Raw genomic sequence first — 17,164 nt, 5'->3', positions numbered from 1 at the left:
AGGACAACGGACCGACATCGATCCGGTCGATGACGCTTCCCCGGCCCTTTCCATCCAGAGCCGTGATATCCAACCCGAAAGGACCCTGGAAATGCCCTTCGCCAACTTCAAGATGCCCGAGGCCGCGCTCACGAAAGCGCAGAAGGAGGACCTCGTCCACAAGACCACGCAGATGTTCGTCGACTATTTCGGCGAGGGCGTGCGCCCCTACACCATGGTGCTGATCGAGGAAGTTCCCGACGGAGGCTACGGCCGTGCCGACGAGGTCTTCATTCTTCCCGACGCCTACCGCGCCAAGGACACAGCCTAATTGGAAACAGGCGAGCAGCTCCTCCACACCTGAATAATCCTGGTGATGCGCATCCATTCGTCCAAGATCGCCGACTGACAAATGCCGGAGGATGCCGGGAACCGATGCTCAAGCTGCAAGCCTGGCTGGCCGATTATTGGGTCATCGGCGCGGGGTTCATGGCAGCATCGCTTATAGCGGCTGCGCCGGTTGTACCGCTTTCGCTGCCGGTGTTCCTGATCTTCCTGCACAGCCCGGTCTACATGGTCCATCAGGTCGAAGAGCACACCGGCGACCGATTCCGCAAATTCGCGAACGAGCATGTTTTCGGCGGCCGCGACGCCCTTACCGCCGGCTCGGTTCTCATCATCAACCTGCCGTTTGTCTGGGGCATCAACCTGCTGGCTCTTTACGCGGCATTCCTATGGGGACCCGCTTGGGGCCTGGTTGCTCCCTATATCATGATCGTCAACGCGCTCGCGCACCTCGTCACATCGGCGCGGCTCCGCAAATACAATCCCGGCCTCGTTACCAGCGTCATCCTGTTTTTGCCGCTGAGCGTCGTCACGATCTGGATGATCGGCTGGACGGCAGGTCTTGTCCCGCAATTGACCGGGGCAGTTCTCGCGATCCTGCTTCACCTGGCGATCATTGCGGGGGTGAGTGCCCGATACCGCTCTCTCGTCGCCACCTCGCCGCAGGGCTTCAACGTCTCCCGACGCGATGCCTAAAATGTGATCCCACGGAACCTACCTGCGAAGCTTCGGTCCCCTACCCTTTGACGAAGACGTTCCGCCGTTGCGTGGACTTCATTCCGATCAGGGAGGAAGAGGTGCTCACCCTTACAATCAACGGACAATCGCGCGACGTCGATGTGCCGGAAGACATGCCGCTTCTGTGGGTGCTGCGCGACCATCTCAACCTGGTCGGCACCAAATATGGCTGCGGCGTCGCCCAATGCGGTGTCTGCACGGTGCATGTGGGCGGCAAGCCGGTGCGGTCCTGCCAACTGACGGTCGGCGACGTCGGCACCCGCGCCGTCGTCACCATCGAGGGGATCGGCTCGACGCCCAATGGCGCGAAGGTCCAGCAGGCCTGGATGGAGGCCGCGGTGCCGCAATGCGGCTATTGTCAGGCCGGCCAGATCATGTCGGCCACGGCGCTGTTGGACACCAATCCGCAGCCCGACGATGCCGATATCGATGCGGCGATGGCCGGGAATCTGTGCCGCTGCGGGACCTATATCCGCATCCGCCGCGCCATCAAGAACGCCGCCGCCAAATCGGCCTGATCCATGAAAAGAGCCGTCGGCATTCTCGTTACGGTTATTGTCGTGGTCGCGCTTGGCATTGCCGGCTGGCTTTATCTTGGCCGCCAACCGCTTGCGTTTGCCGGCGGCTCGACCGTGGCACTGACGGATTATCATGAGGCCGAGGTCTCCGGCGTGCCGGCGGCACTTGCCGGCGCCGACCTGGTGAAGCGCGGCGAATATCTTACCCACGCCGCCGACTGCCAGGCCTGCCACACCGCGCCGGGCGGCGCGCCTTTCGCCGGCGGCTTTGCCTTCAACATGCCGTTCGGCACGATCTATTCCACCAACATCACGCCGGACAAGCAGACCGGCATCGGCAATTACAGCGACGCCCAGTTCCTGGCGGCGGTCCACCGGGGCATTCGCGCCGATGGCACAAAACTCTATCCGGCCATGCCCTATGCCTCCTACAGCCTGATGACGGATGCCGACGCGCTGGCCATCAAGGCTTATCTGTTCACGCTGGCGCCGGTGAATGCCCCGGCAAAGCAGAACCAGCTTTCGTGGCCCTTCGACCAGCGCAGCCTGATCGCGCTATGGAACGTGGCGTTCAACCCGGACCGGCGCTTTCGTCCCAACACCGGCCAGAACCCGCAATGGAACCGGGGCGCCTATCTTGCCGAGGCGATGGGCCATTGCGGGGAGTGCCATACACCGCGCAACCTCGCCTACGGGCTCGACAATCACGGCAAGTTCGCCGGGGCGCTGACCGCGGGCTGGCGCGCCTACAACATCACCGGCGACAAGGTTTCCGGCATCGGCGACTGGAGCGACGACGACCTCTATGCCTATCTGTCGACCGGCCACGCCAACGGCCATGGCGGCGCCGCGGGGCCGATGGGTGAAGCGGCGGACGACAGCCTGAGCTACCTGGTGCCGGACGACACGCATGCGCTGGTCGCCTATCTGCGCAGCATTCCGGCGCATGCCAGCGACCTGCCGCGCACCGTCACCACGGCGGCGCCGGCCTCCTACAAGCAAGGCGCCGTGGCCGATGCCAATCCGCGCGGCGAGAAGATCTTCGCCGGCGCTTGCGCCTCCTGCCACGACTGGACGGGTGTGAGCCCGGTCACCGGCTTTGCCACGCTGACTGGCGTGCGCGCGGTGAACGATCCCGGCGCCACCAATGTGGCGCAGACGGTGATCAACGGCGTCAGCCGCAAGACCGCCGACGGCAGGATCTTCATGCCGGCCTTCGGCGAGGGCTATTCCGACGACGACATCGCCGCCGTCGCCAACTACGTCACCGCCCGCTTCGGCGCCAAGGGTGCGCATCTGACGGCCAAGGACGTGGCCGCGCTCAGAGAGCAGGCGGCGCAGCAATCGAAAGAGGCTCCCAATGGCTGAAACGCATTTCGCCCAGTCCGACGCCTATCTCTCCGCCCTGCTCGACGAGGTTCATTCGGTCGGCGCCGCCAGGACGGCAATGACGATGGGACGGCGCACCTTCTTCAAGCTGACCGGGGCAAGTGTCGCGGGACTGGTGCTGGGCTTCCATATCGGCGACGCGGCATTCGCGGCCGCAGCGGCCGACGGTGACGCCGCAGCCGCCAAGGACGAGGCGATGAACGCCTTCATCCGCATCGCGCCGGACAACACGATCACCATCTATTCGAAATGCCCGGAGATCGGCCAGGGCATCAAGACCTCGTTCGGTGTCATCATTGCCGACGAGCTCGATGCCGACTGGAACCATGTCGTCATGGAACAGGCCGACATCAATCCGAAGGTCTATGGCAGCCAGGGCGCGGGCGGCTCGACCTCGATCCCGCGCGCCTGGAACCAGCTGCGCCAGGCCGGCGCCGGCGCCAAGGCGATGCTGGTTGCCGCGGCCGCCCAGGCATGGTCGGCCGACCCGTCGCAGATCACAGCGCAGGCCTCGATGCTGACGCACGCCGCCAGCGGCCGCTCCGCCACCTATGGCTCGTTGGCGGCAGCGGCGGCAAAAATGCCGGTGCCCGATCCGAAAAGCCTGAAGCTGAAGACTCGCGCCGAGTACCGGCTGATCGGCAAGCGCTTTCGCGGCGTCGACGATCCCAAGGTGGTCAGCGGCAAGCCGCTGTTCGGCATCGATGTCCAGCGTCCCGGGATGGTCTATGCCACCTACACCAAATGCCCGGCGGTCGGTGGCAAGGTCCGATCCTTCAACGCCGACGAGATCAAGCGGCAGCCCGGCGTGCTCGACGCCTTCGCGGTCGAGGGCACCGGGCTTGCGGTCGAAGTGATGCCGGGCGTGGCGATCATCGCCAGGGACACCTGGAGCGCCTTCCAGGCCAGGGACAATCTCAAGGTGGACTGGGACCTCAGCGAAGCCTCGACGGACTCCTCCTCGCGCTTTTCAGCGGAAGCGAGAAAGATCGCGGCGAGCTTCCCGCAGAATCCGGACGACAATGTCGGCGACGTGGACAGGTCCTTCGCCAATGCCGCCAAGACGGTCGAGGCCTATTACGAATATCCCTTCGCAGCGCATGCGCCGCTGGAGCCGATGAACACCACGGCACACTGGCATGACGGCATCATGGAACTGTGGGTGCCGACGCAGCAGCCGGATCGCGGCCTGCCGCTCATCGGCAAGGTCGCCGGCATTCCCCCCGAGAAAGTCGTGATGCACCAGACCCGCGTCGGCGGCGGCTTTGGGCGGCGGTTGGTCAATGACTATGCCTGCGAGGCCGCTGCCATCGCGCTGAAGGTCAACGCTCCGGTCAAGCTGCAATGGAGCCGCGAGGACGATTTCAGCCACGACTTCTACCGGCCCGCCGGCTACCACCAGTTCAAGGGCGCAATCGACAAGAGCGGCAGGCTCGATGCCTGGCGCGAACATTTCATCACCTTCACCGCCGACGGCAAGAAAGAGGCCTCGGGCGCCAACCTCACCGACAATCTGAGATATTCCATCAAGGCGCCGAACCTGCGCCGCGCAAAGACGATGTTCCCGCTGAAGATCCCGACCGGCGCCTGGCGCGCGCCGGGCGACAACGCCCAGGTTTTCGTTGCCCAGAGCTTCATGCACGAATTGTCGCTCGCTTCGGGGCGCGACCATGTCGAGTTCCTGCTCGATGCGGTGAACCGCGACGTGCCCGAACTCGCGCCCAAGGACGGAAGCGTCAATTTCAGCCCCAGGCGAGCGACCGACGTCATCAGGATGTGCGCCGGAAAGGCGGGCTGGGGAAAGACGCTTGCCAAGGGCAGTGGCCTCGGGCTTGCCTGGTGCTATTCGCATGCCGGCCATGTCGCGCAGGCCGTCGAACTGAGCATCGACGCCGACAAGCGGATCAGGATCGCCCGCATCGTGGTGGTGCTCGATGTCGGCCCGATCATCGATATGGCGGGCTCCGAGGCCCAGGCGCAAGGCGCGTCCACGGACGCGCTCTCGACCGCGATGGGGCTCAAGATCAACATCGAGAATGGCAGTATCCGCGAGCAGAACTACAACGCCTATCCGATCCTGCGCATGCCCTTCGCGCCGATGACGATCGATGCCTATTTCATCCAGTCGGACAATCCGCCGACCGGCATGGGCGAGCCTGCCTTCCCGGCGCTGGCGCCGGCGCTCGGCAACGCGATCTTCGCCGCCACCGGCGAGCGTGTCCGCCGGCTGCCGCTGCGCGACCTCGGCTATTCGCTGGCAACCTGAGCCCGGTTGAGCGCTTATGGGTTTTTCTGGACGCGCTTTTCGAGTTCGGCCGTGCGTGCGCTCAAATCGTCCAGTTCAAACCCTTGCGAGTCGAGGAAGGCGGCCGATCCATTGTCGGGATCGGCGGCAAGACGTTTCGTCTCCTGCAAATGATGTTTCAGCCAGGCGCGCTGCTCGCGCTGCAGCCGCGCACGTTCGGACCCATGTTCGCGATGCATCAAGGTATTGTAGGCCGCGTTCAACCTGGCATCGAACTTGTCGATCTCGACTTTCCCGCAATCCAGCATGGCCGTGGAGACGCCGCCGGACCGATCGATGCACGCTTTCATTTCGGCATCGCTTTGCGCCATCGCGGGGAGGATCGTCGTTATGGTCGCAATTGCGAGAAGGCAGGCATATCGAAGCATGGAGGCGGTTCCTTGATTTCCGAACCTGAAGGCGATCGGCCGAACACGGTCATCTGCTTATCGAACCGAAGTCGCCTTAGGGTCAAAGCCGTTATTCGTCGACAAGGCAACCATCCCGCCACCAACGAAATCTTAATGTAAATCAAGCGTAATCCCGACCATTAAAATTGTGCGTATGTGTTGGGGTTGCGCATGCCGGAATATTCCTCCTTCCTCCGGTCGATCCGGATCCGCTACATTTCGGGACTGCTTGTCTTCGCGCTGGCCTCCGCCGCCGTCATGTTCGCGCTCAACCGTGTGAATTCTTACCGTCACGAGGTCGATGCCCTCAGCGGCAATTTCGTCATCTTCGCCCGCGACCTGCGCAACGCCACCAATTTCGCCGAGACCACCGGCACCGCCTGGCGCAGCGAGACGCGCGACGCGCTGACGACCGCCGCGCGCGGCCATTCCGAACGCCTGATGGCCGAGATCGGCATCCTGGACGCCCAGCTTGCCGCGATCAGGCCGCGCCTGTCGAAGGGCACCCTCAACGCATTGGACACCGCTTCGGTCAATGACGACCTGTTCTGGTCGGCGCGCGACATGGTGCGCAACTTCAACCTGATGGCGGTCGCCCAGAAGGTCGACGAGTGGAGCTACCGCGAGATCCGCAACCAGAACGACCTTTTCGCCCAGCCCATGCTGGTGAAGGTGCGCACCGCGCTCGACGAGGAACGCCGCCTCGCCGATGCGTCCGGCGACCGGCTGCTTTTGTGGGCGAGCGGCCTTTTGTTCGCCGTGCTCGCCATCGCGGCGGTTCTGATCTTCCGGCCGATGGAGAATGCGATCCGCCGCGCCTTCACCGAGACCGCCGCGTCCTTGTTCAAAGCCGAGGCCGCCGACCGCGCCAAGTCGGAGTTCCTCGCCAATATGAGCCATGAGATCCGCACGCCGATGAACGGCGTGCTCGGCATGGCCGAGCTGCTCGCCAAGACCGAGCTGACACCGCGCCAGAAGACCTTCACCGACGTCATCGTCAAATCCGGTAATGCGCTGCTCACCATCATCAACGACATCCTCGATTTCTCGAAGATCAATGCCGGCCAGCTGACGCTCGATCCCGCCCCCTTCCGCCTGGCCGAAGCGGTCGAGGATGTGGCGACGCTGGTGTCGGCGCGCGTCGCCGAAAAGAACCTCGAGCTCATCGTGCGTGTCGACCCGCGCCTGCCGGCCTTCGTCGTCGGCGATGCCGGGCGCTTCCGCCAGATCGTCACCAACCTGCTCGGCAACGCCGTGAAGTTCACCGAGAAGGGCCATGTGCTGATCGATGTCGGCGGCGATGTCGTCGACGGCGTGGTCCAGCTCAAGGTCCGCGTCGAGGACACCGGCATCGGCATTCCGGCCGAAAAACTGCAAAGCGTGTTCGAGAAATTCGCTCAGGTCGACGGCTCCTCGACTCGCCGCCATGAAGGCACCGGCCTTGGCCTCGCGATCGGCGCGCGTCTCGTCGACCTGATGGGCGGCAAGATCGGCGTCGAAAGCGAGATCGGCCGCGGTTCCGTGTTCTGGTTCGCCGTGCCGCTGCCGGCGCATAACCAGCAGTCGCGCGACGAGCTCGTGCCGGTGGATGTCACCGGCGCCCGGGTGCTGGTCATCGACGACAATCCGGTCAACCGCGAGATCCTGCTCGAGCAGCTCAGAAGCTGGAGTTTCGACTGCGCGGCCGCCGAAAGCGGCGCGGTCGGCCTCGCCTTCCTCGACCGCGCCTGCCAGCTCGGCGCCTCGGTCGACTGCATCATCCTCGATTACCAGATGCCCGGCATGAACGGCGCCGATGTCGCGAGGGCGATTGCCGCCGACAGCCGGCTTTCCTCCATCCCGGTCGTGCTGCTCACCTCGGTCGACCAGGTCGATTTCGGCAGGATGGTGATCGATTTCGGCATCGTCGCGCATCTCACCAAGCCGGCACGGTCGGCGGTGCTGCTGGGCACCGTGATCTCCGCCATCCAGAAGGCGCGCACGCAGGGCGCCAAGGCACATTTCGTGCGCGAGCCGGCCGCGGCGCAGGCTGCCCCGCCGGCCTTCACAGTCATTCGCGGGCCGGCCGTTCAAGTTCCGGCGGCGCCGGAATCGACCGTCGCGCCAAGCGGTCCGATCGATATCCTGATCGCCGAGGACAATGACGTGAACCAGCTGGTCTTCGGCCAGATCCTCAACGGGTTCGGTCTGAGCTACCGCATCGCGGGCAATGGCCGCACGGCGGTCGAGATGTACCGCTCGCTGCGCCCCCGCCTGGTGCTGATGGACGTCTCCATGCCGGAGATGAACGGCTATGAGGCGACCCGCGCCATCCGCGCCATCGAAGCGCAGAACGGCGACCGCACGCCGATCATCGGCGTCACCGCGCATGCGCTCAAGGGCGACCGCGAAAAATGCATCGAGGCCGGCATGGACGACTATCTGCCGAAGCCGGTCTCGCCCGACCGCCTCGGCGCCAAGATCGGCACCTGGCTCAGCGAGACGGTGGCGGCGAAGACGGCATAGTCAGACCGCCGCGTCGAGACGGTAGCGGCGCATCCAGTCGAGGCTTGTCGCGTCGGAAAGCTTTGCTACGCCTGGTCTGATGTCGCCGACGCCTGGAGGTTGAACGCCCAGCGCCTCGCAGATCGAAATCAGCGTTGCGGCGGGATCGGTGGCGAGACGTTCATAGCCGATCCGCAGCCTGCGCAAGCTTGTCCTCGCGCGAAAGATGCATGTAGAGAACCCGGTCGAAGGCCCTCCCGAAACGCGCCTTGTCCGACGGAAGACCAGGATGGATTCGGTCGAGGATCGCCGAGAGCTCGTCCAGGTTTTCCCGCATCAGGCGCAGTCCGAAGATGCCGGTGCCGCCCTTGCCGGCCTTGATCGCCGCGTTGAGATAGGCGGCATCGAAGTCGAGCCCGCTCATCGTGTCGCGGCCTGGAAGCTTCCATTCCTCGGCCCATTCCAAGATGTCCTGCCGGCGGTAGAATGAGTGCGGCGCCCCGGTCCGCCCGGTCGACGTCAGCAGATCGCACAGCAAAGTGCTGCCGGTTCTGGGCGTACCGCAGATAATATATGCGTCGAACATCTCGGCTCCTGCGCCCCCTCAAAGACGGCCCAATCCAGTGCTGCCTATAGCCGAATTCCGGGACAGGAAAGCAGGACTCCCCGCGATCAGCCGCGCTTGAACGGATAGAGGAATTGCCGCCAGTATCCTTTCGGCACCGGATGGCCATGAATGCCGTATCCCTTTGGCCAGCGCCCCTCCGGCAGATGGTAGGTGCCGAACAGCCGGTCGAGCAGCGGGAAATGGATGGCGAAATTGACGTCGATCGCCTCTTTCTCGAGGCCGTGATGCCAGTGATGGAAGCGCGGCGACACCAGCACCTTTTCGACCGGGCCGAAGCTGGTTCCGATGTTGGAATGGATAAAGGACGAATAGACGTAGACGATCAGGATATAGGTCTGGATCGCCGACTCATCGAAGCCGAGCACGAACATCGGCGTGGCCGTCAGGCTGCGCAGAACGATGATCTCCAGGAAATGCATCCGCGCGCCGGCAATCCAGTCCATCGACTTGGCCGAATGATGCACGGCATGAAAATTCCACAAGAACGGTATGCGATGGAAGGCCCGGTGTACCCAATATTGGGCAAGATCGGTGAGGAACATCACGGCCAGCAGTTGCACGATCCAGGGCAGGTCGTGGACCCAGGCGCGCACCGAACCGAGACCGCTTTGCGCGTTGACGAAGTTTGACGGCGCGAGCGTCAGGTAGGTCAATACCTGCACCAGCAGCGACGAGACCAGATAATAGAACAGGTCTTCACGCCATTCGTCGCGGAACACGGTCTGAGCCTTGTTGCGGGCAAAAATGCGTTCGAGCGGGACGAACAGCACACCCATGAACAGGACGTTGAGAATGAAGAAATCGAGGCCGAAGAACACGCCGTCGACATGCAACTCGTGACGCGCCGGCAGCATGCCGATGAGCGAGGCCAACAGCACGGTGACCATCGCCGCCACGCCGAGCGTCTTTTCCTTGCGCAGCATCATGCTCAGGATGGCCAGGACGTAGCCCGAGATGAGCACGAAATAGAGGACCGGCTTGAAGAACAGCATCTGGTGGATGGGCGCCAGATCCGGCATCGAGGTCAGCGACGGGTAGCGCAAGACTATGACCATCAGCAGGCCCGTGACGCCAGCCAGCAATGCGATCGAGCCGGACAGCCAGCCGGACCCGAACGGCCGCTCGGTACGCGGTGTTTCCAGCTCGCCCACAACCCTTTTGAAGAAATTCCCCGCCGGCATGATGCTCCCCCTGTAAGATTCGCGAATAAAGAATATGCCCCGGAAATACTGAGCCCGCTCTTACTATGGCAGGGCGTATTAAGGTTTAATCGCCGCCGCCCTGACAAGCCGATTCTCGTCGCAACATTAGAGCAATTCCAGGAAAAGTGTGGCGGTTAGGCTCGGCGACTTCGCCGTAGCCTTCCTTCCGGTAAGGCAAAGAGATAGCGTGTTTCGCCGTTTCCGTGAAATGGTGAAACGCGTTAGTAATTGGCAATCTGCGTTGTTGACGACCGGGAAGCTCGATCCCCCGCAAGGAATGCAAGTGGCTACAATTTAAATCGCTGCAGGATGAGGCGGGCGCATTCCTGCGCGGTCAGCATGCTGGTGTCGACCTCGAGATCGTAGCGTATCCCCCTGTGCACGCGCTCGAACTGCCAGCGCGCAAGTCCGGGCAATCGGTCGGTTCGCGCGCTTTCGCGGGCTTCGAGCATATCGAGCGGCGCTAACACGCCGATGCGGAAAAGCTCGAAGTCGGACAGCAGTTCCTGATACCGCGCCATTTCGCCGTCGAGCATCACATCGTCGACGATGAGGTTGTTGCCCTGGCGCGCCATCGCCGCGATGGCGTGCCGCATGCCTTGCATGGCCCGCCTGCCGACCGGCCCTGCCTCGATCGCGACGGATGGCTTGCCGTCCTCCCAACTGGTCCTGAAGGCGAAACCTGGCAGGTTCTCCTGCAGCGCCTCCGGCAGCATTTCCAGGAAGGCGTCCATCGCGACATGCAGATACGGCTCGGCGGTCATTCCCTGCAAGGCCCCCGCGATCGAGCTTTTGCCGGCGCTGCCGACGCCGTTGAGCAGGACGATCTTCGCTGCCATGTCCAGCCCCCTTCACGTCACCGGTTGCGCAACACCACGCAGGCGCCGCCGACGCCCTGCAGCTTGTTGCAGATGCCGTTGGCCTCGCCGCGCGAATCGGCGCCGATCCTGACCGCATAGATGCCGCGCCGGCCGATCGGCGTGCGCACCCGGCTCACCACCGGGTCATGGCTGGCGAGCAGAGCCGGGAACCGGCCCCTGACCCGCAGCCATTGGCCGATCGCAGCCGAGCGGCGGAAATTGCCGGCCACCTGGACACCCCACGGCTTGACGTTGATCGAGGCCATGGCGACGGTTCGCGACATGATCACCGGCAGCCGGCGGCAGGCGACCGCGAAGCTCATCTTGGGATCGAGCGGCTGGACGGTGCCGGCATAGGACTTGTCCGAGAACTTGTCGACGGGCTCGCCCATGACGTCGAAGACATAGCTTTCCGTCTCCATCGGCAGGAAGCCGCCCGAACTCAGCCAGCGCGACACTCTGTTCTCACCGGCATTGTAGGCTGCTGCTGCGAGGCCGAGATTGCCGTAGCTGCCCTTCATTTCGGCGAGATACTTGGCCGAAGCCGGGATGGCCTGCTCGATGTCGAAGGAATTGGCCAGGCCGCGCATCTTGGCGGTTCCCGGCATGAATTGCGCGATGCCTTCGGCGCCGACCGGGCTCACCGCGTTCGGATCGAATCGGCTTTCCTTCCAGATCAGCCGGGCGAAGAAATCCTTGGGCAGGCCGTTCTGTTGGGCCTGGGTTTCGATCAGATCGCAGACACGGTTGATCAGCCGTTTGGCCGCGGACCGCGACTGCGGCGGATCGGCGAATGCCTGGCCGGCCGTGATCATCACGAAAAGCAAGAGCAGCGTTGCCTTCAGGAAACGCTGCATCGGCTCATTCCGCGGCGGCTTTGCCGTGTCCGTAGCGCTGCTCGATATAGTCGCCGACCATCTTCTCGAAATCCTGCGCGATCGAGGGGGCGCGTAAAGTCGCCGCCTTCTTGCCGTCGATGAAGACGGGCGCGGTCGGCGTCTCGCCGGTGCCGGGCAGCGATATGCCGATATCGGCATGCTTGGATTCGCCGGGACCGTTGACGATGCAGCCCATCACCGCGACCTTGAGGTTCTCGACGCCGGGATATTTTTCACGCCACACCGGCATGTTCTTGCGGATGTCGGCCTGGATGCTCTGGGCGAGCTCCTGGAACACGGTGGACGTCGTGCGGCCGCAGCCGGGGCAGGCCGCGACGATCGGCACGAACTGGCGGAAGCCCATCGTCTGCAGGAGCTCCTGCGAGACCTGAACCTCGCGCGTGCGGTCGCCATTCGGCTCCGGCGTCAGCGAAATGCGGATCGTGTCGCCGATGCCTTGCTGCAGGAGGATACCCATGGCGGCGGACGAGGCGACGATGCCCTTGGTGCCCATGCCGGCCTCGGTCAGGCCCAGATGCAGCGCATGGTCGGAGCGCGTGGCAAGCTCGGTATAGACGGCGATCAAATCCTGCACGCCGCTGACCTTGGCCGACAGGATGATCTTGTCGCGGCCAAGCCCGATCTCTTCGGCCATCTCGGCCGACAGGATCGCCGACTGCACGATCGCCTCGCGCGTCACTTCCTGTGCCGTCAGAGGAAAACCGTGGGCCTGGTTGTCATCCATCAGCCGGGTCAAAAGCTCCTGGTCGAGCGAGCCCCAGTTGACGCCGATGCGCACCGGCTTGTCATGCTTGATCGCCATTTCGACGATCGCCGCGAACTGGCGGTCCTTCTTGTCCTTGAAGCCGACATTGCCGGGATTGATGCGGTATTTCGCCAGCGCCTCGGCGCAGGCCGGGTGATCGGCCAAGAGCTTGTGGCCGATATAGTGGAAGTCGCCGACCAGCGGCACGTCGATGCCGAGCCGCAGCAGCCGCTCATGGATGCGCGGAACCGCGGCCGCGCTTTCGTCGCGGTCGACGGTGATGCGCACGATTTCCGAGCCGGCCCGGTGCAGCGCCGCCACCTGAGCGACCGTCTGGTCGACATCCGCGGTGTCTGTGTTGGTCATCGACTGAACGACGACGGGCGCGCCACCGCCGACGATGACGCCGCCGACATCGACGCCGACCGACGTCCGGCGCGGGAAAGGGGAGGAAAAATATCCGGTCATGCCGGCCGCCTCTTATCTGCAAGGTCCGGGCATGAGGTGGCGGAGCAAAGATGGCTTGTCAATGGCAAGCCATCGCCAATGTCTACAACGGCCACGCTTGATCGGTGGATCGCGCAGACAACGACAGCGCGTCGGGCCACGGGGGACGCGCCCAAACTTCAGGTGATTTCAGTCAAAAGCACCAAGCCGGTGGCAGTTGTTGCCACCGGAGGACTTTACCGCGGCGGGTTGCGGTGATGGTGCCTGGAAGAGCTTCAGTGCGTGGTCGGGCTTCCCTTCAGCTTTTCAATCTCGTCCTTGATTGCCAGCTTGCGTCGCTTGAGATTCACGATTTCGAGGTCGTCCACCGATGGATGGTTCATCGCGTCGATGAGCTCGCGCTCGATGTCACCGTGTTTCCGCTGCAACTCATCAAGATGGGATGCAAGAGACATGATTGGTTCTCCCTTTCATGGTTTCCTCGATTGCAGCCGTCGCGGGCGCCTCCACCGCAGGTTGCGACTGTGACGGCACGATGACAGTTTGCCACCAACCGATCTCGATGTCGAATGCCACGTGGTAGCATTCCACGACAAAGTGAAATGTGATAAGGGCTGCGCGCCGGTCACCAACCGGTTCCGCCCAACCAGCCCGATTGGGCGATGCATACGCTAAACGGTAGATAATGTCCGAACAGGAACAGGCTGAAATACGCCTCGAATATTCCCGGCTCAAACAAGAACACGCCGATTTCGACGCCGCCATCAACGCGATGATCGCCACGGGCTGCGACCCGCTTCAGATCCAGCGCATGAAGAAGAAGAAGCTGATGCTGAAAGACCGGCTGTCGGCGCTGGAAGACCGCATCATTCCCGACATCATCGCCTAAAGCATGTCTCCCGAAAGTGGAGTCGCGGCCACGAGGTTGCGGGGCCGTGCGGGCAGCGAAGGGGCGCTCTTCGCGACAATCCTTGCGGCTATCGGCGAATTCCGCTAAGGCGCGCCTTTGCCGCCGGGGAGCGAAGCCTTGACCGATCAGCGTGCCGACGTCGCCATCATCATGGGCAGCCAGTCCGACTGGGCGACGATGCGCCAGGCCGCGGAAACGCTTGAGGCGCTGGGCATCCCGCACAAAAGGCTGATCGTCTCCGCCCACCGCACCCCCGACCGTCTCTATGCGTTCGCCAAGGGCGCCAAGGCCGCCGGCTTCAAGGTGATCATCGCCGGCGCCGGTGGCGCGGCGCATCTGCCCGGCATGACGGCCGCGATGACGCCGCTGCCCGTGTTCGGCGTTCCGGTCGAATCCAAGGCGCTGTCGGGCCAGGACTCGCTGCTCTCCATCGTGCAGATGCCGGCCGGCATCCCGGTCGGCACGCTGGCGATCGGCAAGGCGGGCGCCGCCAATGCCGCGCTTCTCGCCGCCGCCGTGCTGGCGCTCAACGACGACAAATTAGCGGCCCGGCTCGACGCCTGGCGCTCGGCGCAGACCGCCAAGGTCGCCACCGAGCCGACGGACGCGCCGTGAGCCTGGCTCCTGGATCGACCATCGGCATCATCGGCGGCGGCCAGCTCGGCCGCATGCTGGCGATGGCCGCCGCCCGCCTCGGCTACCGCATCGTGGTGCTGGAACCGCAGGCCGACTGCCCAGCCGCGCAGGTCGCCAACCGCCAGATCGTCGCCGCCTATGACGACCCCGCGGCGCTTGCCGAATTGGCCGCCGCCAGCGCCGTCGTCACCTATGAATTCGAGAACGTCCCGGTCACGGCGGCTGAAACGCTGGCGGCAAAGGTCCCGGTCTATCCGCCGGCACGCGCGCTCGAAGTCGCGCAGGATCGCGTGACCGAAAAGAGTTTCCTGAACGGCATCGGCATCCCCACGGCGGCATTCCGCCCGGTCGACAATGACGACCAGTTGACCGAGGCGTTGAGGACGTTCAACGGCAGCGGCGTGCTGAAGACCCGCCGCATGGGCTATGACGGCAAGGGCCAGCGCGTCTTCCGCAACATGGAGACGGCCGGCTTTGCCGGCGTCTGCGAGGCGATGGGCAATGTGCCGCTGATCTTGGAATCGCTCGTCGCCTTCGAGCGCGAGATTTCGGTGATCGCCGCGCGCGGCCTCGACGGAGCCATCGCCGCTTTCGATCCGTCCGAGAACGTGCATCGCGAAGGCATATTGCGCACATCCACGCTGCCGGCGGCTATCGGGGCTGAAACGGCTGCGGCAGCCAAGGATGCCGCAGCGAAAATCCTTTCCGCGCTCGGCTATGTCGGCGTCATCGGTGTCGAGTTTTTCGTCCTTGCCGACGGCTCGCTTCTGGCCAACGAGCTGGCGCCCCGCGTGCACAATTCCGGCCATTGGACGGAAGCTGCCTGCGTTATCTCGCAGTTCGAGCAGCATATCCGCGCCATCGCCGGCCTGCCGCTGGGTACGCCTGCCCGCCATTTCGACTGCGTGATGGAAAACCTGATCGGCGACGACATGCTTAAGGTGCCGGCGCTGCTCGCCGAACCCGACCTGATGCTGCATCTCTACGGCAAGGCCGAGTCACGCCCCGGCCGCAAGATGGGCCATTTCACGCGCCTCATCAGGCCGAAATAACGCCCTACTGCATGTCCTGGTCGTCGTCGCCCGCGTCCGAGCCGGCGCAGCTCGGATCGCTCAGCTTGCAGTTGGCGCCGGACGTGAGCTGCTTTATGCGCTCGTTGGTGAGCTTCGTCAGGCATTCCGAAACCTCCATCGGATGGATGGAGCCGCCTTCGCTGTCGGCGGTCGAATAGGTGCATTCGGCATCGCGGAAGGCGATCCAGGCGCGCTGCGCCGTCTGCAGCAGCTTGTTCGAGGCCTGATCGTTGCTGCCGACGATGTTCTTATATGCGGCATTGAGCTTGGCATCGGCGGCCTGATAGTCGGCATCGGCGCAGACGTTCAGCATCGACTGGCTGTCGTCGTTGCGGTCGCAATCCTCGGCAAAGGCGGCCGGGGCGGTCGCAAGCAGGACCAGACAGGCAGACAGAAGCAGGCGGCGCATGTGGAATCTCCGGTCGTTTCGCCGAGACCGCACCATTCCAGCCGCTTTTGAGTCGCGCAATGGCGCGCCGCCGGGATGGCGAATATTTGATATGCCGCGTCCCTTGTGGCATTCGGACATCGTCACGTGGTTGACACGGACGACACTCCTCGTTTATGAGCCACCGCAAGTTCAAAGGCGCGCCTTTTCCGGGCGCGCCTTTGAAATTCGGCCCGGGACGGGCCCTGACCGAACAGGCAAGACCATGAAGATCAAGAATTCGCTCAAGGCGCTCAAGGCGCGTCACCGCGACAACCAGCTGGTTCGCCGCAAGGGACGCATCTACATCATCAACAAGACCGCTCCGCGCTACAAGGCGCGCCAGGGCTGAGGCTTGCGCGCGGCTTGATGCATGTCGCCCGTAAGGAAGCGACATGCGACGAGGCCACACCGCGCTGATGTCGAATGCCGGTTCGCCGGCGCTCTCACGCTAAAATCACTTTGACGATCCGCCGTCCGGGACTAGATTCCGGCGATGCGGATTCTTTTTGCATTTTTCACCGCCCTTCTGCTGTCCGCCGCAGCTTTGCCTGCGGGAGCGGAAACAGTGCCGGGCGCGCTGCCTCCGGATGCCGCGCCGCCCGCCGCCACGCCGCCGCCGGCCGCTCCGACCAAACAGGGTCGCCTCGACCAGCTCTTCACCGAGTTGAAGCGCGAGCGCAATGAAAAGGCGGCAGAGCGCATCGCCGGGCGCATCTGGAACGAGTGGAACCAGTCGGGCAGCGCCTCGATCGACCTGATGATGCAATGGGCGCAGAAGGCGACCGCAGACCAGAAATTCGATGTCGCGCTCGACTTCCTCGACCAGGTGGTGACCTTGCAGCCGGATTATGCCGAAGGCTGGAACCGGCGCGCCACCGTCCATTTCATGATGAAGAATTACGGGAAGTCGATGGCCGATATCGACCGCACCTTGCAGCTCGAGCCGCGCCATTTCGGCGCGCTCTCGGGCCTCGCCCAGATCATGGCCGAGACCGGTCACAAGCAGTCGGCGCTGGAAGCCTGGCAAAAGGTGCTGGCGATCTACCCGATGATGCGCAGCGCCCAGAACCAGGTTTCGACGCTTTCGGAAGAATTGGCTGGTGAAGGAATCTAGTGGGGGAGAAAGGGAGTATGTTTTGGGCGCTGTAAAAACGGCGCTCGGAAATGCTTCCCCTACTCCCCTACTC

Annotated in this window: 20 protein-coding genes; 11 read left to right on the top strand and 9 right to left on the bottom strand. The window is 63.8% G+C overall.

Annotated features, from left to right (window positions below; genetic code table 11):
* Positions 1–91 precede the first annotated feature (91 nt).
* The 5 genes from FJ471_RS23820 to FJ471_RS23800 all read left to right on the top strand — a co-directional run bounded on the left by FJ471_RS23820 (position 92) and on the right by FJ471_RS23800 (position 5,235).
* The gene (locus FJ471_RS23820; protein ID WP_140807183.1) at positions 92–310 is read left to right on the top strand and encodes a 4-oxalocrotonate tautomerase family protein; all 219 of its coding nucleotides are present in this window, start codon (positions 92–94) and stop codon (positions 308–310) included.
* A 104-nt stretch (positions 311–414) separates the two neighbouring features.
* On the top strand, positions 415–1,020 hold the full coding sequence (locus FJ471_RS23815; RefSeq protein WP_140807182.1) for an HXXEE domain-containing protein: 606 nt from the start codon (positions 415–417) through the stop codon (positions 1,018–1,020).
* Between the two features lie 101 nt (positions 1,021–1,121).
* Entirely contained in the window at positions 1,122–1,580 is a 459-nt protein-coding gene (locus FJ471_RS23810) for a (2Fe-2S)-binding protein (protein WP_140807181.1), read from the top strand.
* Positions 1,581–1,583: 3 nt separating this feature from the next.
* Positions 1,584–2,948 carry a cytochrome c gene (locus FJ471_RS23805; protein WP_140807180.1) on the top strand — a complete coding sequence of 455 codons (1,365 nt, stop codon included), beginning with the start codon at positions 1,584–1,586 and terminating at the stop codon, positions 2,946–2,948.
* Entirely contained in the window at positions 2,941–5,235 is a 2,295-nt protein-coding gene (locus tag FJ471_RS23800) for a molybdopterin cofactor-binding domain-containing protein (protein ID WP_140807179.1), read from the top strand. Before FJ471_RS23805 ends, FJ471_RS23800 begins: the two co-directional genes overlap by 8 nt.
* A 14-nt stretch (positions 5,236–5,249) precedes the next feature.
* Here the strand turns inward: FJ471_RS23800 and FJ471_RS23795 are convergent, their stop codons facing one another.
* Complete coding sequence (locus FJ471_RS23795; RefSeq protein WP_140807178.1) at positions 5,250–5,642, bottom strand: lysozyme inhibitor LprI family protein; 393 nt, start codon at positions 5,640–5,642, stop codon at positions 5,250–5,252.
* A gap of 192 nt (positions 5,643–5,834) precedes the next feature.
* Here FJ471_RS23795 and FJ471_RS23790 point away from each other — a divergent pair, with 192 nt between their 5' ends.
* Positions 5,835–8,168 carry a response regulator gene (locus FJ471_RS23790; protein ID WP_140807177.1) on the top strand — a complete coding sequence of 778 codons (2,334 nt, stop codon included), beginning with the start codon at positions 5,835–5,837 and terminating at the stop codon, positions 8,166–8,168.
* Here the strand turns inward: FJ471_RS23790 and FJ471_RS35375 are convergent, their stop codons facing one another.
* The 7 genes from FJ471_RS35375 to FJ471_RS23760 all read right to left on the bottom strand — a co-directional run bounded on the left by FJ471_RS35375 (position 8,169) and on the right by FJ471_RS23760 (position 13,383).
* The gene (locus FJ471_RS35375; protein ID WP_246684812.1) at positions 8,169–8,354 is read right to left on the bottom strand and encodes a Stf0 family sulfotransferase; all 186 of its coding nucleotides are present in this window, start codon (positions 8,352–8,354) and stop codon (positions 8,169–8,171) included.
* The gene (locus FJ471_RS23785; protein WP_246684811.1) at positions 8,329–8,733 is read right to left on the bottom strand and encodes a Stf0 family sulfotransferase; all 405 of its coding nucleotides are present in this window, start codon (positions 8,731–8,733) and stop codon (positions 8,329–8,331) included. The genes FJ471_RS35375 and FJ471_RS23785 overlap by 26 nt, the downstream gene beginning before the upstream one ends.
* Positions 8,734–8,819: 86 nt before the next feature.
* Positions 8,820–9,956, bottom strand: coding sequence for a sterol desaturase family protein (locus tag FJ471_RS23780; protein WP_140807176.1), 1,137 nt, complete (start codon positions 9,954–9,956; stop codon positions 8,820–8,822).
* Positions 9,957–10,264: 308 nt separating this feature from the next.
* The gene (locus FJ471_RS23775) at positions 10,265–10,816 is read right to left on the bottom strand and encodes a chloramphenicol phosphotransferase (RefSeq protein ID WP_140807175.1); all 552 of its coding nucleotides are present in this window, start codon (positions 10,814–10,816) and stop codon (positions 10,265–10,267) included.
* Between the two features lie 17 nt (positions 10,817–10,833).
* On the bottom strand, positions 10,834–11,694 hold the full coding sequence (locus tag FJ471_RS23770; RefSeq protein ID WP_140807174.1) for a lytic transglycosylase domain-containing protein: 861 nt from the start codon (positions 11,692–11,694) through the stop codon (positions 10,834–10,836).
* 4 nt (positions 11,695–11,698) lie between these two features.
* A complete protein-coding gene (gene ispG, locus FJ471_RS23765; protein WP_140807173.1) occupies positions 11,699–12,949 on the bottom strand; it encodes a flavodoxin-dependent (E)-4-hydroxy-3-methylbut-2-enyl-diphosphate synthase in 1,251 nt (416 codons plus the stop codon).
* A 254-nt stretch (positions 12,950–13,203) separates the two neighbouring features.
* Positions 13,204–13,383 carry a YdcH family protein gene (locus FJ471_RS23760; RefSeq protein WP_140807172.1) on the bottom strand — a complete coding sequence of 60 codons (180 nt, stop codon included), beginning with the start codon at positions 13,381–13,383 and terminating at the stop codon, positions 13,204–13,206.
* Between the two features lie 230 nt (positions 13,384–13,613).
* On the opposite strand from FJ471_RS23760, the gene FJ471_RS23755 reads away from it, so the two are divergent.
* From FJ471_RS23755 to FJ471_RS23745, 3 genes are all read left to right on the top strand, one after another.
* Complete coding sequence (locus FJ471_RS23755; RefSeq protein WP_040985243.1) at positions 13,614–13,817, top strand: DUF465 domain-containing protein; 204 nt, start codon at positions 13,614–13,616, stop codon at positions 13,815–13,817.
* A gap of 138 nt (positions 13,818–13,955) precedes the next feature.
* Positions 13,956–14,453 carry a 5-(carboxyamino)imidazole ribonucleotide mutase gene (gene purE / locus FJ471_RS23750; protein WP_140807171.1) on the top strand — a complete coding sequence of 166 codons (498 nt, stop codon included), beginning with the start codon at positions 13,956–13,958 and terminating at the stop codon, positions 14,451–14,453.
* Positions 14,450–15,526, top strand: coding sequence for a 5-(carboxyamino)imidazole ribonucleotide synthase (locus tag FJ471_RS23745; RefSeq protein ID WP_140807170.1), 1,077 nt, complete (start codon positions 14,450–14,452; stop codon positions 15,524–15,526). The genes purE and FJ471_RS23745 overlap by 4 nt, the downstream gene beginning before the upstream one ends.
* 4 nt (positions 15,527–15,530) lie before the next feature.
* Here FJ471_RS23745 and FJ471_RS23740 read toward each other — a convergent pair whose 3' ends face one another.
* Entirely contained in the window at positions 15,531–15,956 is a 426-nt protein-coding gene (locus FJ471_RS23740; RefSeq protein WP_140807169.1) for a lysozyme inhibitor LprI family protein, read from the bottom strand.
* A 244-nt stretch (positions 15,957–16,200) separates the two neighbouring features.
* On the opposite strand from FJ471_RS23740, the gene ykgO reads away from it, so the two are divergent.
* Both ykgO and FJ471_RS23730 read left to right on the top strand, forming a co-directional pair.
* A complete protein-coding gene (gene ykgO, locus FJ471_RS23735) occupies positions 16,201–16,326 on the top strand; it encodes a type B 50S ribosomal protein L36 (protein ID WP_006203764.1) in 126 nt (41 codons plus the stop codon).
* 144 nt (positions 16,327–16,470) lie between these two features.
* On the top strand, positions 16,471–17,091 hold the full coding sequence (locus tag FJ471_RS23730; RefSeq protein WP_140807168.1) for a hypothetical protein: 621 nt from the start codon (positions 16,471–16,473) through the stop codon (positions 17,089–17,091).
* The last annotated feature ends 73 nt before the right edge of the window (positions 17,092–17,164 follow it).

Source organism: Mesorhizobium sp. B2-7-1, assembly GCF_006440735.1.
In the GTDB taxonomy this organism is placed as follows: domain Bacteria; phylum Pseudomonadota; class Alphaproteobacteria; order Rhizobiales; family Rhizobiaceae; genus Mesorhizobium.
The sequence above is the reverse complement of the archived record's forward strand: the minus strand, read 5'-3'. Positions and strand labels throughout refer to the sequence as shown.

Bases quoted from the DNA above. Each gene is read 5' to 3' on its own strand.
- ispG (WP_140807173.1), bottom strand. From the start codon at position 12,949: ATGACCGGATATTTTTCCTCCCCTTTCCCGCGCCGGACGTCGGTCGGC.
- FJ471_RS23770 (WP_140807174.1), bottom strand. From the start codon at position 11,694: ATGCAGCGTTTCCTGAAGGCAACGCTGCTCTTGCTTTTCGTGATGATC.
- FJ471_RS23800 (WP_140807179.1), top strand. From the start codon at position 2,941: ATGGCTGAAACGCATTTCGCCCAGTCCGACGCCTATCTCTCCGCCCTG.
- FJ471_RS23740 (WP_140807169.1), bottom strand. From the start codon at position 15,956: ATGCGCCGCCTGCTTCTGTCTGCCTGTCTGGTCCTGCTTGCGACCGCC.
- FJ471_RS23775 (WP_140807175.1), bottom strand. From the start codon at position 10,816: ATGGCAGCGAAGATCGTCCTGCTCAACGGCGTCGGCAGCGCCGGCAAA.
- FJ471_RS23790 (WP_140807177.1), top strand. From the start codon at position 5,835: ATGCCGGAATATTCCTCCTTCCTCCGGTCGATCCGGATCCGCTACATT.
- FJ471_RS23815 (WP_140807182.1), top strand. From the start codon at position 415: ATGCTCAAGCTGCAAGCCTGGCTGGCCGATTATTGGGTCATCGGCGCG.
- FJ471_RS23785 (WP_246684811.1), bottom strand. From the start codon at position 8,733: ATGTTCGACGCATATATTATCTGCGGTACGCCCAGAACCGGCAGCACT.
- ykgO (WP_006203764.1), top strand. From the start codon at position 16,201: ATGAAGATCAAGAATTCGCTCAAGGCGCTCAAGGCGCGTCACCGCGAC.
- FJ471_RS23795 (WP_140807178.1), bottom strand. From the start codon at position 5,642: ATGCTTCGATATGCCTGCCTTCTCGCAATTGCGACCATAACGACGATC.
- FJ471_RS23730 (WP_140807168.1), top strand. From the start codon at position 16,471: ATGCGGATTCTTTTTGCATTTTTCACCGCCCTTCTGCTGTCCGCCGCA.
- FJ471_RS23755 (WP_040985243.1), top strand. From the start codon at position 13,614: ATGTCCGAACAGGAACAGGCTGAAATACGCCTCGAATATTCCCGGCTC.
- FJ471_RS23820 (WP_140807183.1), top strand. From the start codon at position 92: ATGCCCTTCGCCAACTTCAAGATGCCCGAGGCCGCGCTCACGAAAGCG.
- FJ471_RS23780 (WP_140807176.1), bottom strand. From the start codon at position 9,956: ATGCCGGCGGGGAATTTCTTCAAAAGGGTTGTGGGCGAGCTGGAAACA.
- FJ471_RS23805 (WP_140807180.1), top strand. From the start codon at position 1,584: ATGAAAAGAGCCGTCGGCATTCTCGTTACGGTTATTGTCGTGGTCGCG.
- FJ471_RS23760 (WP_140807172.1), bottom strand. From the start codon at position 13,383: ATGTCTCTTGCATCCCATCTTGATGAGTTGCAGCGGAAACACGGTGAC.